17 protein-coding genes are annotated in these 13541 nt (G+C 62.9%); 8 read left to right on the top strand and 9 right to left on the bottom strand.

Annotation, left to right across the window (positions count from 1 at the left end):
* Positions 1-9: 9 nt before the first annotated feature.
* The 6 genes from nusB to nrdR form a co-directional block, all read right to left on the bottom strand.
* A complete protein-coding gene (gene nusB / locus PSEUDOMOFG3G_RS01425) occupies positions 10-510 on the bottom strand; it encodes a transcription antitermination factor NusB (protein WP_047229742.1) in 501 nt (166 codons plus the stop codon).
* The gene (gene ribE / locus PSEUDOMOFG3G_RS01420; RefSeq protein WP_047229743.1) at positions 507-983 is read right to left on the bottom strand and encodes a 6,7-dimethyl-8-ribityllumazine synthase; all 477 of its coding nucleotides are present in this window, start codon (positions 981-983) and stop codon (positions 507-509) included. Before ribE ends, nusB begins: the two co-directional genes overlap by 4 nt.
* Before the next feature lie 90 nt (positions 984-1073).
* A complete protein-coding gene (gene ribBA / locus PSEUDOMOFG3G_RS01415) occupies positions 1074-2165 on the bottom strand; it encodes a bifunctional 3,4-dihydroxy-2-butanone-4-phosphate synthase/GTP cyclohydrolase II (RefSeq protein WP_076383459.1) in 1092 nt (363 codons plus the stop codon).
* A gap of 16 nt (positions 2166-2181) precedes the next feature.
* Positions 2182-2844 (bottom strand): riboflavin synthase, encoded by a 663-nt coding sequence (locus PSEUDOMOFG3G_RS01410; protein ID WP_047229745.1) that lies wholly within the window; start codon positions 2842-2844, stop codon positions 2182-2184.
* 46 nt (positions 2845-2890) lie between these two features.
* Complete coding sequence (gene ribD / locus PSEUDOMOFG3G_RS01405; protein ID WP_076383457.1) at positions 2891-4024, bottom strand: bifunctional diaminohydroxyphosphoribosylaminopyrimidine deaminase/5-amino-6-(5-phosphoribosylamino)uracil reductase RibD; 1134 nt, start codon at positions 4022-4024, stop codon at positions 2891-2893.
* Positions 4021-4485: a transcriptional regulator NrdR gene (nrdR, locus tag PSEUDOMOFG3G_RS01400; protein ID WP_024778359.1), complete on the bottom strand. Its 465-nt coding sequence runs from the start codon at positions 4483-4485 to the stop codon at positions 4021-4023. Before nrdR ends, ribD begins: the two co-directional genes overlap by 4 nt.
* Positions 4486-4612: 127 nt before the next feature.
* On the opposite strand from nrdR, the gene PSEUDOMOFG3G_RS01395 reads away from it, so the two are divergent.
* From PSEUDOMOFG3G_RS01395 to trxA, 3 genes are all read left to right on the top strand, one after another.
* Positions 4613-5083, top strand: a complete 471-nt coding sequence (locus PSEUDOMOFG3G_RS01395) for a YbaY family lipoprotein (protein ID WP_047229747.1) — start codon at positions 4613-4615, stop codon at positions 5081-5083.
* On the top strand, positions 5080-5739 hold the full coding sequence (locus tag PSEUDOMOFG3G_RS01390) for a methyltransferase (protein WP_139049058.1): 660 nt from the start codon (positions 5080-5082) through the stop codon (positions 5737-5739). The genes PSEUDOMOFG3G_RS01395 and PSEUDOMOFG3G_RS01390 overlap by 4 nt, the downstream gene beginning before the upstream one ends.
* A gap of 177 nt (positions 5740-5916) precedes the next feature.
* Positions 5917-6789: a thioredoxin gene (trxA, locus tag PSEUDOMOFG3G_RS01385; RefSeq protein WP_047229749.1), complete on the top strand. Its 873-nt coding sequence runs from the start codon at positions 5917-5919 to the stop codon at positions 6787-6789.
* A 67-nt stretch (positions 6790-6856) separates the two neighbouring features.
* On the opposite strand, the gene PSEUDOMOFG3G_RS01380 is transcribed toward trxA, so the two are convergent.
* Positions 6857-7204 (bottom strand): hypothetical protein, encoded by a 348-nt coding sequence (locus PSEUDOMOFG3G_RS01380; protein WP_139049057.1) that lies wholly within the window; start codon positions 7202-7204, stop codon positions 6857-6859.
* Positions 7205-7336: 132 nt separating this feature from the next.
* Here PSEUDOMOFG3G_RS01380 and PSEUDOMOFG3G_RS01375 point away from each other — a divergent pair, with 132 nt between their 5' ends.
* The 5 genes from PSEUDOMOFG3G_RS01375 to PSEUDOMOFG3G_RS01355 all read left to right on the top strand — a co-directional run bounded on the left by PSEUDOMOFG3G_RS01375 (position 7337) and on the right by PSEUDOMOFG3G_RS01355 (position 11488).
* Positions 7337-7927: a DUF2796 domain-containing protein gene (locus PSEUDOMOFG3G_RS01375; RefSeq protein WP_139049056.1), complete on the top strand. Its 591-nt coding sequence runs from the start codon at positions 7337-7339 to the stop codon at positions 7925-7927.
* Between the two features lie 161 nt (positions 7928-8088).
* Positions 8089-8799, top strand: coding sequence for an ABC transporter ATP-binding protein (locus PSEUDOMOFG3G_RS01370; RefSeq protein ID WP_139049055.1), 711 nt, complete (start codon positions 8089-8091; stop codon positions 8797-8799).
* Between the two features lies 1 nt (position 8800).
* Entirely contained in the window at positions 8801-10066 is a 1266-nt protein-coding gene (locus tag PSEUDOMOFG3G_RS01365; RefSeq protein WP_047229753.1) for an ABC transporter permease, read from the top strand.
* Positions 10067-10077: 11 nt separating this feature from the next.
* The gene (locus tag PSEUDOMOFG3G_RS01360; RefSeq protein ID WP_047229754.1) at positions 10078-10596 is read left to right on the top strand and encodes a DUF3299 domain-containing protein; all 519 of its coding nucleotides are present in this window, start codon (positions 10078-10080) and stop codon (positions 10594-10596) included.
* A 193-nt stretch (positions 10597-10789) separates the two neighbouring features.
* Positions 10790-11488, top strand: a complete 699-nt coding sequence (locus PSEUDOMOFG3G_RS01355; RefSeq protein WP_076383451.1) for an OmpW family protein — start codon at positions 10790-10792, stop codon at positions 11486-11488.
* Positions 11489-11623: 135 nt separating this feature from the next.
* Here PSEUDOMOFG3G_RS01355 and PSEUDOMOFG3G_RS01350 read toward each other — a convergent pair whose 3' ends face one another.
* Complete coding sequence (locus tag PSEUDOMOFG3G_RS01350; RefSeq protein WP_139049054.1) at positions 11624-12553, bottom strand: NAD-dependent epimerase/dehydratase family protein; 930 nt, start codon at positions 12551-12553, stop codon at positions 11624-11626.
* A complete protein-coding gene (locus tag PSEUDOMOFG3G_RS01345) occupies positions 12546-13430 on the bottom strand; it encodes a sugar nucleotide-binding protein (protein ID WP_076386543.1) in 885 nt (294 codons plus the stop codon). Before PSEUDOMOFG3G_RS01345 ends, PSEUDOMOFG3G_RS01350 begins: the two co-directional genes overlap by 8 nt.
* Between the last annotated feature and the right edge of the window lie 111 nt (positions 13431-13541).

The following is a 13541-nucleotide window of genomic DNA, read 5'->3' as shown; positions in this document are numbered from 1 at the left end:
AAACGCCGGTCAGCGCTTGAACGCCTTCACTTCAGCTTCACGCAGACGCGGGGCCAGCTTGTCGAGTACACCGTTGACGAACTTGTGCCCATCGGTGGACCCGAAGACTTTCGCCAGCTCGATCCCTTCGTTGATCACTACGCGGTACGGAACGTCGACGCGCTGCATCAGCTCCCAGGTGGACAAGCGCAACACGGCCAGTTCAACCGGGTCCAGCTCTTCGATGGTCAGGTCCAGGCAAGGAGCCAGGGCAATGTCGATTTCGGTCTTGTGGGCCGGGACGCCATGCAGGATCTCGCGGAAGTACGCGCCGTCAACGTCACTGAAATCGTTGTCGACCCGAAACTGCGCTTCGATCTCGTTCAGCGATTGCTTGGCCATGTGCCATTGATACAGCGCCTGGGTCGCGAGCTGACGGGCTTCGCGACGCTTGACGCTCTTCGAAGGCTTGCCGGCATCGGCTGGCTTGGGATCGCGCGGGTTGAAACGATCGCTTTCGTCGCTAATCACTTGGCCTCCAACTGCGCCAGCAGGCTGACCATTTCCAGGGCGGACAGGGCAGCTTCGGCGCCTTTGTTACCGGCCTTGGTGCCGGAACGTTCGATGGCTTGCTCGATGGAATCAACGGTCAGCACGCCGAAGGCGACCGGCACGCCGAATTCCATGGACACCTGGGCCAGGCCCTTGGTGCATTCGCCGGCCACGTATTCGAAGTGCGGAGTACCGCCACGAATGACCGCGCCCAGGGCGATGATCGCCGCATATTCGCCCTTTTGAGCGACTTTTTGCGCAACCAGGGGGATTTCGAAGGCGCCAGGCGCACGGATGATGGTGATGTCGCTTTCGCTCACGCCATGGCGAACCAGGGCATCGACCGCACCGCCAACCAGGCTCTCAACCACGAAGCTGTTGAAACGGCCCACTACCAGAGCGTAGCGGCCTTGAGGGGCGATGAAGGTACCTTCGATGGTCTTCAGGGTCATTCGTCAGATCTCTTAAAGAGCCAGAGCGCGTTCGAATACGCGCTCCTTAGTGATATTAGCCGCGAATACTGAGCCGGAAATCCCGGGCCATTATTCGGAGGGCACGTATTCTACAACTTCCAGGTCGAAACCGGATATCGCATTAAATTTCATCGGTGCGCTCATCAGGCGCATTTTTCGCACGCCCAGGTCCCGCAGGATCTGCGAACCGGCGCCGACGATGCTGTAGGTGGTCGGTTTTTTCACGATGGTGTTATCGCCGGTTTCACGGATGTGCGCCAGCAACACGTCGCCATCGAGCGGGTGTCCGAGCAGCAGGACCACGCCGCTGCCGGCCTCGGCCACCGCGGCCATGGCGGCCCGCAGGCTCCAGCGGCCGGGCTGCTTGACCATCAGCAGGTCGCGCAGCGGGTCCATGTTATGCACGCGCACCAGGGTCGGTTCTTCGGCGCACACGGTGCCCAGGGTCAGCGCCATGTGCACGTCACCTTCCACCGAGTCGCGGTAGGTCACCAGGTTGAACTGGCCCAGTTCGCTGTCCAGCGGCTGCTCGGCAATCCGCTGAACGGTACGTTCGTGGATCATCCGGTAGTGGATCAGGTCGGCGATGGTGCCGATCTTGATGTTGTGTTCGGCGGCAAAGGCTTCCAGTTCCGCGCGACGGGACATGGTGCCGTCGTCGTTCATGACTTCGCAGATCACGCCGCTGGCTTCGAAACCAGCCATGCGCGCCAGGTCGCACGCCGCTTCGGTGTGGCCGGCACGGGCCAGGGTGCCGCCGGCCTGGGCCATCAGCGGGAAGATGTGGCCGGGGCTGACAATGTCTTCGGCCTTGGCGTCTTTCGCGGCGGCAGCCTGCACAGTGCGGGCACGGTCAGCGGCGGAGATACCGGTGGTCACGCCCTCGGCGGCCTCGATGGACACGGTGAACTTGGTGCCGAAGCCGGAACCGTTGCGCGGCGCCATCAATGGCAGCTTCAAGAGCTCGCAGCGCTCGCGGGTCATGGGCATGCAGATCAGGCCACGGGCGTGCTTGGCCATGAAGTTGATGTGTTCGGCCTTGCAGCACTCGGCGGCCATGATCAGGTCGCCTTCGTTCTCGCGGTCTTCGTCATCCATGAGGATGACCATCTTGCCTTGGCGGATGTCTTCAACCAGTTCTTCGATGCTATTGAGCGCCACGCGGCACCCCCTTGGGTCAGGATTTGAGGTAGCCGTTGGCGGCCAGAAAGCTTTCAGTGATGTTACCGGCTGCAGGCGTTGCTGCCTTGTCGCCCAACAGCAGGCGCTCCAGGTAACGGGCCAGCAGGTCAACCTCCAGGTTGACCCGGCGACCGGGCCGATACGAGGCCATGATGGTTTCGCTCAAGGTGTGCGGAATGATGGTCAGCAGGAACTCGGCGCCATCCACCGCATTGACCGTCAGGCTGGTGCCATCGACGGTGATCGAGCCTTTATGGGCGATGTACTTGGCCAGCTCTTTCGGGGCGCGGATGCGAAACTCCACGGCCCGGGCGTTATCGCTGCGCGCAACCACTTCACCCACGCCGTCGACATGGCCACTGACCAGATGTCCGCCCAGGCGGGTGGTAGGGGTCAGGGCTTTTTCCAGGTTGACCGGGCTGCCGCTCTTGAGATCGTTCATGGCGGTGCAGTCGAGGGTTTCGCGGCTGACGTCCGCCAGGAAACCATTGCCCGGCAGTTCGACGGCGGTCAGGCACACGCCGTTTACCGCGATGCTGTCGCCCAGTTTGACGTCGCTCAGGTCGAGCTTGCCGGTTTCGACATGAACCCGCACGTCGCCGCCCTTGGGGGTCAGTGCACGGATGCTGCCGATGGATTCGATGATGCCGGTAAACATGGAGTCCTCCTCGAGAACGGGCCGCCGCTTGAGCGAAAGCCGGGAATTATACGCGGGCCTGCGAAACGGGAACGGCGATGACTCGCCAGTCATCGCCCACGGCACGGATTTCGGTGATTTTCAGCTCCGGGGCATCTTTCATCTGCGCCAGCGGCCAATCCAGTAACGGTCGTGCCGAAGAGCCGAGGAACTTGCCGGCGATGAAAATCTGGAACTCATCCACCAATCCTTGCCGGGCAAAAGCCCCCGCCAGGCGTGGGCCGGCTTCCACCAGCACTTCATTGACGCCGCGGCCCGCCAGCTCCATCAGCAGGCGACGCAGATCGACCTGGCCATCGTCGCCCGCCACGATCATGCATTCTGGGCCATTGGCGTATTGTTCTTCCACCGCCATGCAGGTAGCGACCAGCGCCGGGCCGGCCTTGAAGAAAGGTGCGTCCAACGGCACGCGCAGACGACCGTCCACCAGTACCCGCAACGGCGGACGACTCATGATCAGCGCGGTCTGCTGTGCATCCAGGCCGAGTTCATCGGCGCGCACGGTCAGCCGGGCGTTGTCGGCCAGCACCGTATCGGCACCGGTCAGCACCACACTGGCCTGGGCGCGCAGGCGTTGCACCGCCGAACGTGCAGCGGTACCTGTGATCCACTGGCTTTCGCCGCTTTCCATGGCGGTACGGCCATCGAGGCTCATGGCAAGCTTGACCCGCACGAACGGCAAGCCGTGTTCCATGCGTTTGAGAAAACCTTCATTGAGCTTGCGGGCTTCGCCTTCCAGCACGCCGCTTTCGGTGGCGATACCGGCCTGGGCCAGCCGCTGCAGGCCGCGCCCGGCGACTTCCGGGTTCGGGTCCTGCATCGCCGCCACCACCCGCGCCACGCCGGCATTGACCAACGCATCGGCACAGGGCGGCGTATGCCCGTGATGACTACAGGGTTCGAGGGTCACGTAAGCCGTGGCGCCCCGAGCCTGTTCACCGGCGGCGCGCAGGGCATGGACTTCGGCATGGGGTTCGCCGGTGCGAATGTGCCAGCCTTCGCCGACAACCTGACCGTCACGCACGATCACGCAACCTACCCGGGGATTGGGATGCGTGGTGTAGTGACCGCGCCGCGCCAATTCCAGGGCACGGGCCATGTGTTGGGCGTCGAGGACCGCCTGCTGCGCCGGGCTGGTCATTCTTTCACCGGTTCGCGGGCCAGGCGGTCGATTTCTTCGCGAAATTCGTTCAAGTCCTGGAAACGGCGATAGACCGAGGCGAAACGGATGTAGGCGACTTCATCGAGCTTCTGCAGCTCGGCCATCACCAGTTCACCTACCACCAGGGATTTGACCTCGCGTTCGCCAGTGGCGCGCAGCTTGTGCTTGATGTGCACCAGCGCCGCTTCCAGGCGCTCGACGCTCACCGGGCGTTTTTCCAGGGCGCGCTGCATGCCAGCGCGCAGTTTGTCTTCGTCGAACGGCTGACGGCTGCCGTCAGTCTTGATCAGGCGCGGCAACACCAGTTCAGCGGTCTCGAACGTCGTGAAACGCTCGCCGCAGGCCAGGCATTCGCGCCGGCGGCGGACCTGTTCGCCCTCGGCGACCAGTCGCGAGTCGATGACCTTGGTGTCGTTGGCACCGCAGAAGGGACAGTGCATGGTGGCAGGCAACAAAAAAAGGGAGGGCCATGGTAGCGCATCCCACTGGCAAGACAAGCCATAGGGTTTACGGTATACAGACGGGGTTACCGTCAGCCCCCTGGAATTTACCTTGCTGGAGCCACACATGCCGCTACGATCGCTCGTTTTGCTCAGTCTATTCAGCCTGCTGATGGCGTGCAGCAGCGACGCCCCCAAACCCGATGCCCCCGCCCCGGCCAAGACCCCTGCGCCGAAACAGGCCCAGGAAAAAGCCCGCCAGGCCGCCGAACTGGGGCCGCTACCGGCGCACCAGCGGGAGTTGAGCGGCACCCTGCAAGGGATACCGGCCGGGGCCGAGGTCGAACTGGCGCTGCTGGTGATCGATGACAAGGACCGTCCGCAACAATTGCTCGCCAGCTCCAGCCTGATCGGCAACAACCAGGCGCTGCCCTTTCGCCTGCGCTTCAACCCCGAAGCCTTCCCGGTTGGCGCCCGTGTGGAACTGCGCGGCCGCGCCAGTCAGTCGGGCCAGTTGATCCTGCATCTGCCGGAGCAACGCATCAGCCAGCCGACCACCCAGGCGCTGGGCGCGCTGCAATTTGTCAAAGCGCCATGAATTCACCGCAAGACCTGCAACACGCGTTGGGCCAGTTGCTTGGAGACGCGCGCCTAGTGGCTTGCCCACTGCCTGAGACTGAGCTGGAATTGTGGCTGATCGACGGCGATAACATGGACCGCGCGTTCAGCCCGGAAGAAACCCGGCGCATTCTCCACGAGCCACCTTACTGGAGCTTCTGCTGGGCCAGCGGCCTGGCCATGGCACGCTATCTGGTCGAACAGCCGCATTGGGTCGCAGGCAAGCGAGTGCTGGACTTCGGCGCCGGTTCCGGCGTGGCGGGTATTGCCGCGCTCAAGGCCGGGGCGCTGGAGGTGGTGGCCTGTGATCTGGATCCTCTGGCGCTTACTGCGTGCCAGGCCAATGCCCTGCTCAATGACGTAACGCTTGGGTACTCGGAGGATTTTTTCGCCGAGGACGATCGCTTCGACCTGATCCTGGTGGCGGATGTGCTTTACGACCGCGCCAACCTGCCGTTGCTCGACCAGTTCCTCAGTCGCGGTCGCGAGGCCCTGGTGGCCGACTCCCGGGTGCGGGATTTCCAGCATCCGCTGTACCGGCGCATCGAAATGCTCGAAGCCATGACCTTGCCGGATCTGGCCGAGCCCGAGGAGTTTCGGCATGTGAGCCTGTACCACGCGCGGCGCCAGTCATAAAAGCATCGCGAGCAGGCTCGCTCCCACAGGGTTTTGTGTCGAATACAAAATGTGTGTTCATCACAAATCCCATATGGGAGCGAGCCTGCTCGCGATAAGGCACCGCAACCCCCCGCTTTCAGCCGCCCCCCACCAAGCCGTATAGTTGCCCCATTCAAGCGTTCTACGAGATTCCCCATGACCCAGGACACCCCGTACATCTTCGACGCCACCACTGCCGACTTCGACCAGTCGGTGATCGCCAACTCCTTTCACAAACCGGTGCTGGTGGATTTCTGGGCCGAGTGGTGCGCGCCGTGCAAGGCGTTGATGCCGATGCTGCAAGGCATTGCCGAGAGCTATCGAGGCGAACTGCTGCTGGCCAAGGTCAACTGCGACATCGAGCAGGACATCGTCGCTCGCTTCGGCATTCGCAGCTTGCCTACCGTGGTGCTGTTCAAGGACGGCCAGCCCGTCGACGGTTTCGCCGGGGCCCAGCCGGAGTCCGCCGTGCGGGCGATGCTCGAACCTCATGTACAGATGCCGCCTCCGGCCGCCGCCGACCCGTTTGAACAGGCCCAGGCGCTGTTCGACGAGGGGCGTTTCGCTGATGCCGAGGCCGTGCTCACTGCACTGCTGGGGGAAGACAATACCAACGCCAAGGCGCTGATCCTGTATGCCCGCTGCCTGACCGAGCGCGGTGAGCTGACTGAGGCACAAACTGTGCTCGACGCGGTGAAAAGCGACGAGCACAAGGCCGCGCTGGCCGGGGCCAAGGCGCAGATCCAGTTTCTCGGCCTGGCCAAGGATCTGCCGGACGCCGCCGATCTCAAGGCCCGCCTGGCGAAAGATCCGCAGGACGACGAAGCGGTGTATCAACTGGCAATCCAGCAATTGGCCCGCCAGCAGTACGAGCCGGCCCTCGACGCGCTGCTCAAGCTGTTCATCCGCAACCGCAGCTACAGCGAAGGCCTGCCCCACAAGACGTTGCTGCAAGTCTTCGAATTGCTGGGCAACGACCATCCGCTGGTGACGACCTATCGCCGCAAGCTGTTTGCAGCGCTGTACTAGAGGAGCCGTTGCAAGCTGTAAGCTTCGAGCTGCAAGCGGCGATTCGTTTCAGCTTGGGGCTTGCGGCTCAATCTGCGTGCCAACTGTAGAGCGGTGTATCGCCGCCGCTGATGACTTTCACGTCCGGGCTATGGCGCAAGCGCACTAACAAGCGTTTGCCGGCCGGGGCGCTGCCGGTCAGGCCTTCGAGCTGTTCCAGCAGGTCCGGACCGCTCAGTTGCCCGGCCTTGCGCAGCAATTCCCTGGCGATCTGCCACAAGGCATCGTCCTGGGTGGCCGGCCTGGCCGCAGCCGTCGCCGTATTATCGGGCCTGACCGTTTGCAACTGCGCGCCGAGCTGCGCCCAGTCGCCCTCATCCATGTCGATCGACAAGTCCACCGGCCAATCACCGACGGTTCCGCGTATCCGCAACATTACCGTGCTCCTGAAAATTTCATGTGCCCATGCTCCCATGGGCCTTGCGCGACGCCAAGCAGCCGGTCAAACTCTGCGCACTTTCGTTATAAGATTACATAACAGAACACTCATTTTATCTGGAGACTCGTCATGCGCCGTCTGCTTCTCGCCCTGCCGTTCGCCCTGCTGCCCTTGGCTGTCGCCCATGCGGCGGTCGAGCATGACCACGATCATGATCACGAGCACGGCAGCCTCGGCGCCCATGAACACGGTGTCGGCCGGCTGAATGCCGCCCTGGATGGCCAGACCCTGGAACTGGAGCTGGAAAGCCCGGCGATGAACCTGGTGGGCTTCGAACACGCCGCCACCAGCGATGCCGACAAGGCCAAGGTCGCCGCCGTGCGTGCGCAACTGGACAAGCCGCTGGCGCTGTTCAGCCTGCCCGCCGCCGCCAAATGCACCGTGGCCCAGCAGGAACTGGAGAGTCCGCTGTTTGGCGATGCACCGGACCACGATGACCACGACGAAGATGAGCATGGCGACGAACACCACGGCGAACACAGTGAAATCCATGCCCACTACCAGTTCACCTGCGCCACCCCAGGTGCGTTGAAAAACCTGGACTTGGCGACGCTGTTCAAAACCTTCCCGGCCACCCAGAAAATTCAGGTACAACTGATCAGCCCGAGCGGCCAGCAAGGCGTGGAAGTGACGGCCAAGGCACCCACCCTGAAATTCTGATTGACCGCAAAACCAATGTGGGAGCGAGCCTGGTGGGAGCAAAGCTTGCTCGCGATGGCGGTTCGATTGTCGACACCCAAGTTGAATGTGACGGCCTCATCGCGAGCAAGCTTTGCTCCCACCGGTATTCCCACAGGTATTCATCTTTTGAACCCGCAAACATGACTCAAGCACTCATCGAACTGTCCGACCTGGGCTTCAGTTGGCCCGGACATCCACCCTTGCTGGATATCCCGGTGTTTCGCCTGGAGGCGGGGGAGACGCTGTTTCTCAAAGGCCCCAGCGGCAGCGGCAAGACCACGCTGCTGGGGCTGCTGGGCGGTGTGCAGACACCGGACCGGGGCAGCATTCGCCTGCTCGGCCAGGAACTCACCGAACTGGGCGCCGGGGCCCGCGACCGCTTTCGCGTCGACCACACCGGCTACATCTTCCAGCAATTCAACCTGCTGCCGTTTCTCTCGGTGCGCGAGAACGTTGAACTGCCCTGTCACTTCTCGAAACTGCGTGCGCAACGGGCGATCCAGCGTCACGGCAGCGTCGATCAAGCTGCTGCCACGCTGCTGGCGCACTTGGGCCTGACCGACACGAATCTGCTTGGGCGCCGCGCCGACTCGCTGTCCATCGGCCAGCAACAACGAGTAGCAGCCGCCCGGGCATTGATCGGCCAGCCGGAACTGGTGATCGCCGACGAACCCACCTCGGCACTGGACTACGACGCCCGGGAAAATTTCCTGCGGCTGCTGTTCGCTGAATGCCGCGAGGCCGGATCGAGCCTGCTGTTCGTCAGCCATGACCAGAGCCTGGCGCCGCTGTTCGACCGCAACCTCTCGCTGGCCGATCTCAATCGCGCCGCCACGCCACTCGAGGTCTGAGATGTATTTGTTCCGTCTTGCCATGGCCAGCCTGGCGAACCGCCGTTTCACCGCGATCCTCACCGCATTCGCCATTGCCCTTTCGGTGTGCCTGCTGCTGGCGGTAGAGCGGGTCCGCACCGAGGCGCGGGCCAGTTTCGCCAGCACCATCAGCGGCACCGACCTGATCGTCGGTGCCCGCTCGGGTTCGGTGAACCTGCTGCTGTATTCGGTGTTTCGCATCGGCAACGCCACCAACAACATTCGCTGGGACAGCTTCGAGCAGTTCGCCAGCAACCCGAAAGTGAAGTGGGCGATCCCCATGTCCCTGGGCGATTCCCATCGCGGTTACCGGGTGATGGGCACGACCGAGGCCTACTTCGAGCATTACCAATACGGTCGCCGGCAACACCTGGCGCTGGCCGAGGGCCGCGCCTTCGCCACCGATCCATTCGAAGTGGTGCTCGGCGCCGAAGTGGCCGAGGCGCTGCATTACACGCTGGGCGACAAACTGGTGCTGGCCCACGGCGTGGCGGTGGTCAGCCTGGTCAAGCACGATGACAAGCCCTTCACCGTGGTCGGTATTCTCAAGCGCACCGGCACCCCGGTGGACCGCACGCTGCACATCAGCCTCGGCGGCATGGAAGCGATCCACATCGACTGGAAAAACGGTGTGCCGGCCCAGGGCAAGGGCCGCATCAGCGCCGACCAGGCCCGCAACATGGACCTGACGCCCAAGGCGATCACCGCGTTCATGCTTGGCCTCAACAGCAAGATTTCCACCTTCGCCCTGCAGCGCGAGATCAACGAGTTCCGCGGCGAGCCGTTGCTGGCGATCCTGCCCGGCGTGGCGTTGCAGGAGTTATGGAGCCTGATGGGCACGGCGGAAAAAGCCTTGTTCGTGATTTCGCTGTTCGTGGTGCTGACCGGTCTGATCGGCATGCTCACGGCGATCCTCACCAGCCTCAACGAGCGGCGGCGGGAGATGGCGATCCTGCGCTCGGTGGGCGCGCGGCCGTGGCACATCGCGACCCTGCTGGTGCTCGAAGCCTTCGCCCTGGCGCTGGCCGGGGTCGCCGCCGGGCTGGCCCTGCTGTACATCGGCATCGCCGCCGCGCAGGGTTATGTGCAGTCGGCCTATGGGTTGTATCTGCCCTTGGCCTGGCCGAGCGAATATGAATGGACGCTGATGGCTGGCATTCTGGTCGCCGCTCTACTGATGGGCAGCGTGCCGGCCTGGCGCGCCTATCGCCAATCGTTGGCCGATGGCCTGTCGATCCGTTTATGAGGACGTTGAAGATGCCCCGCGCTTTGCTTGCGCTGTTGATGACGGTCGCCCTACCGCTGTGGGCGGCCGAACCGAGGGACTTGTCGTGGCAGGAAATGATCCCGCCGGACGCACCGCCGGAAGTGCCGAACATGACGCCGCTGCACGACCTGTCGCAGATGAGCGATGCCCTGGCCGCCGAAGCGGCCCCCGCGGCCAAGCAGGATCTGCCCAACGCGCCGGTGGTCAAGGAACTCGACGGCCAGCAGATTCGTTTGCCGGGTTACATCGTGCCGCTGGAAGTCAGCGAGGAAGGCCGCACCACGGACTTTTTGCTGGTGCCGTATTTCGGCGCTTGCATCCACGTACCGCCACCGCCGTCGAATCAGATCGTGCATGTGAAAAGTGAAATCGGGGTCAAGCTCGACGAGTTGTACCAGCCGTACTGGGTCGAAGGGCCGATGCAGGTCAAGCCGTCCACCAGTGAACTGGCCGATGCCGGGTATCAGATGGCGGCTGAGAAGATTTATGTGTATGAGCTGCCGGAGTGAATCTGGTGGTGATGTGTTGGCAATGAAATAGCTATCGCGAGCAGGCTCGCGATGGGGCCCTCAAGATTTCCTCATCATCATTTTATTGAGCTGAGTCAATTAATAGACCCAGACTCATTGAGCTGAGTCAAAAGACCGCCCTAGAGCGCTGCGTACCATGAGACATCAATTTTAGATGCCCTCTGGAGCCCCCATGCAAAAGTCTCTGCTCAGCGCTTCCCTCGTGGCCCTCGCGCTCGCCTCCCCGCTCGCCCAGGCTCATACCGCTGGCGACATCATCGTTCGCGCTGGCGCCATCACCGTCAACCCGGAAGCCGACAGCTCCAGCGTCAAGGTCGATCGTGGCCCGCTGGCCGGCGCCGACCTTGGCGGCAAGGCAACCATGAGCAGCGACACACAGCTAGGCCTGAACTTCGCCTACATGATCACCAACAACCTGGGCATCGAACTGCTGGCCGCGTCGCCGTTCGAGCACGATGTGAAGATCAAAGGCACCGCCCTGGGTGCGGCCAACAACAAGCTCGGCACCCTCAAGCACCTGCCGCCAACCCTGAGCCTGGTCTACTACCCGCTCGACGCCAAGTCGGCCTTCCAGCCTTATGTCGGCGCCGGCATCAACTACACCTGGATCTACGATGAGCACGTCGGCAGCGAAGCCAGCGCCAACGGCTTCAGCAACTTCCGGGCGAGCAACAGTTGGGGCATGGCGTGGCAAGTGGGCGCCGACTACATGCTGACCGACAACATCATGGTCAACGGCCAGATTCGCTACATCGACATCGACACCACCGCCTATGTGGACAACAACGCCGTGGCCAGCGGAACCCGGGCCAAGGTGAATGTCGATGTGGACCCTTGGATCTACATGGTGGGGTTGGGTTACAAGTTCTAAATCATTCTTGAGATTAAGAAAAAACCTGTGGGAGCGAGCCTGCTCGCGATTGCGTTGGATCAGCCGGCATTGATGCCAGCTGATAAACCGCTATCGCGAGCAGGCTCGCTCCCACAGTTTTTGGTGGCGTAGGATTCAGCGTTCCAGCAGCCGCGCCAGCCCCACGCTCATCGGCGTTTGTGGTGGAAAGCTGAAGCGCTCCAACAGCCGGCGATTGTCAGCCCGGGAATGGCGGATGTCGCCGGAGCGAGCCGGGCCGTAGCTGATCGGCGGCAGATCGCCCACCACCACGGCCAGGGCCTGGAGCAATTGTTTGAGGGTCGTGGCCTGGTTCCAGCCGACGTTCACCGCGCCCACTTGCACCTCAGGTGTTTCAATGGCCTGCACCAACACGTCCACCAGGTCTTCGACGTAGACAAAATCCCGGGTCTGCTCGCCGTCGCCGAACACCGTGATCGGCAGGCTTTTCTGTGCCCGTTCGCTGAAGATGCTGATGACCCCGGAATAAGGCGAGGACGGATCCTGACGCGGGCCGTAGATGTTGAAGAAGCGGAACACCGCCGGCTCCAGTGCGTGCTGGCGGCGGTAGAAGTCCAGGTAGAACTCGCTGGCCAGCTTGTCCGAAGCATATGGCGTGAGCGGGGCCTTGGGCGTGTCTTCGTCGATGGACTCACCTTCGCCGTTGTTGCCATAGACCGCTGCGCTGGAGGCGAACAGCACCCGCTTCACCCCGGCCTGGCGCATGGCTTCGCAGACATTGAGGGTGCCGATGAAATTGCTCTGGTGGGTGCGCACCGGGTCGTCCACCGAGGCCTGCACCGAAGCCACTGCTGCCAGGTGCGCCACGGCGCTGCAACCGGCCACGGCCCGGGCTACCAGCGCCGCATTGGCCACGTCGCCTTCGATCAGTTCAACCAGAGGGTTGTCCAGCGGCAGGTTACTGCGCTTGCCGGTGGACAAGTCATCGAGGATGCGTACCGAATGACCCTTGGCGAGCAAGGCGTCGGTCAGGTGCGAACCAATGAAACCAGCGCCGCCGGTGATTAAAACAGGACCTTTAGCCATGACGATAAAACCTATCCAGTAAGCCCGGGAGTGCAGCGCGCCAGGCGCGGGGCTTGATCCCGAACGTGTGCAGAATTTTCTTGCAGGCCAGCACCGCATGCTGCGGTTCTTCCGCGGCGTCCGGCCGTGCGGCGTGTGCCTGGGGGGTAGGCGATTCGATTGCCAGGGGATGCAGGGCCCGGGCTTCGGTGAGGATCGCTTGCCCCAACGCCAGCGGCGTGGTCGCCTCATGCCCGGCATAGTGGTAGGTGCCCCACAACGGCGCGGCGCAATCGAGTTGCTTGAGCACCGAGATGATCACCCGCGCCGCGTCGTCCACTGGCGTCGGATTGCCCCGACGGTCGTCGGCCAACAGCAGGTCTTCGGGTTGTTCGGCCCGGGCCAGGAAACGTCCCAGGATGCCGTCGGCGCTGTCGTCCAGCAGCCAGCCGAAACGCAACAGCACATGTTGCGGACAGGTGGCGCGCACGCTCTGCTCGATCCGCCACAAGGCCTGACCGCGCAGACCCAAGGGCACGGGTTCGTCCTTTTCGCTGTAGGCCGTAGCGCGGGATCCATCAAACACGCGATAGCTCGACGGTTGCAGCAAAATGATGTTGTGATGCTGGCACAGCTCGGCCAGCCGCTCGACAGCGCGCTCCTGGCTGGCCAGGCGCTGCTCGCTGACGGTCTCAGCCTGGAACCAGTCGAAGTAGTACGCCAGGTTGATCAAGGCGTCCGGTCGAGTGTCGTCCAGCAGCTGCGTCAGGCTCGCGGCATCCCAGCCGTCTTCGGGGGGGCGGGGGGCAAGAAAACCGATGTCTTCTTCCGCACCGAGGCGAATCAGCGCCTGCCCAAGGGCATTTCCGCCGCCCAGTAACATAAGGCGCATTCGCATAAAGTCAGCAGGCCCGGTCTGTTGGCAAAAGAATTGGGTCGACAACGCCCGCAGGCGTTGTCGGAATCGTTGCATTTTGCGGGTTTAGTGCGCAACCGTCATCCGTAAAGT

Source organism: Pseudomonas sp. FG-3G, from assembly GCF_901007645.1.
Classification (GTDB): Bacteria; Pseudomonadota; Gammaproteobacteria; order Pseudomonadales; family Pseudomonadaceae; genus Aquipseudomonas; species Aquipseudomonas rhizophila.
Note: the sequence above shows the minus strand (reverse complement) of the source record. Positions and strands in the feature narration are given on the sequence as shown.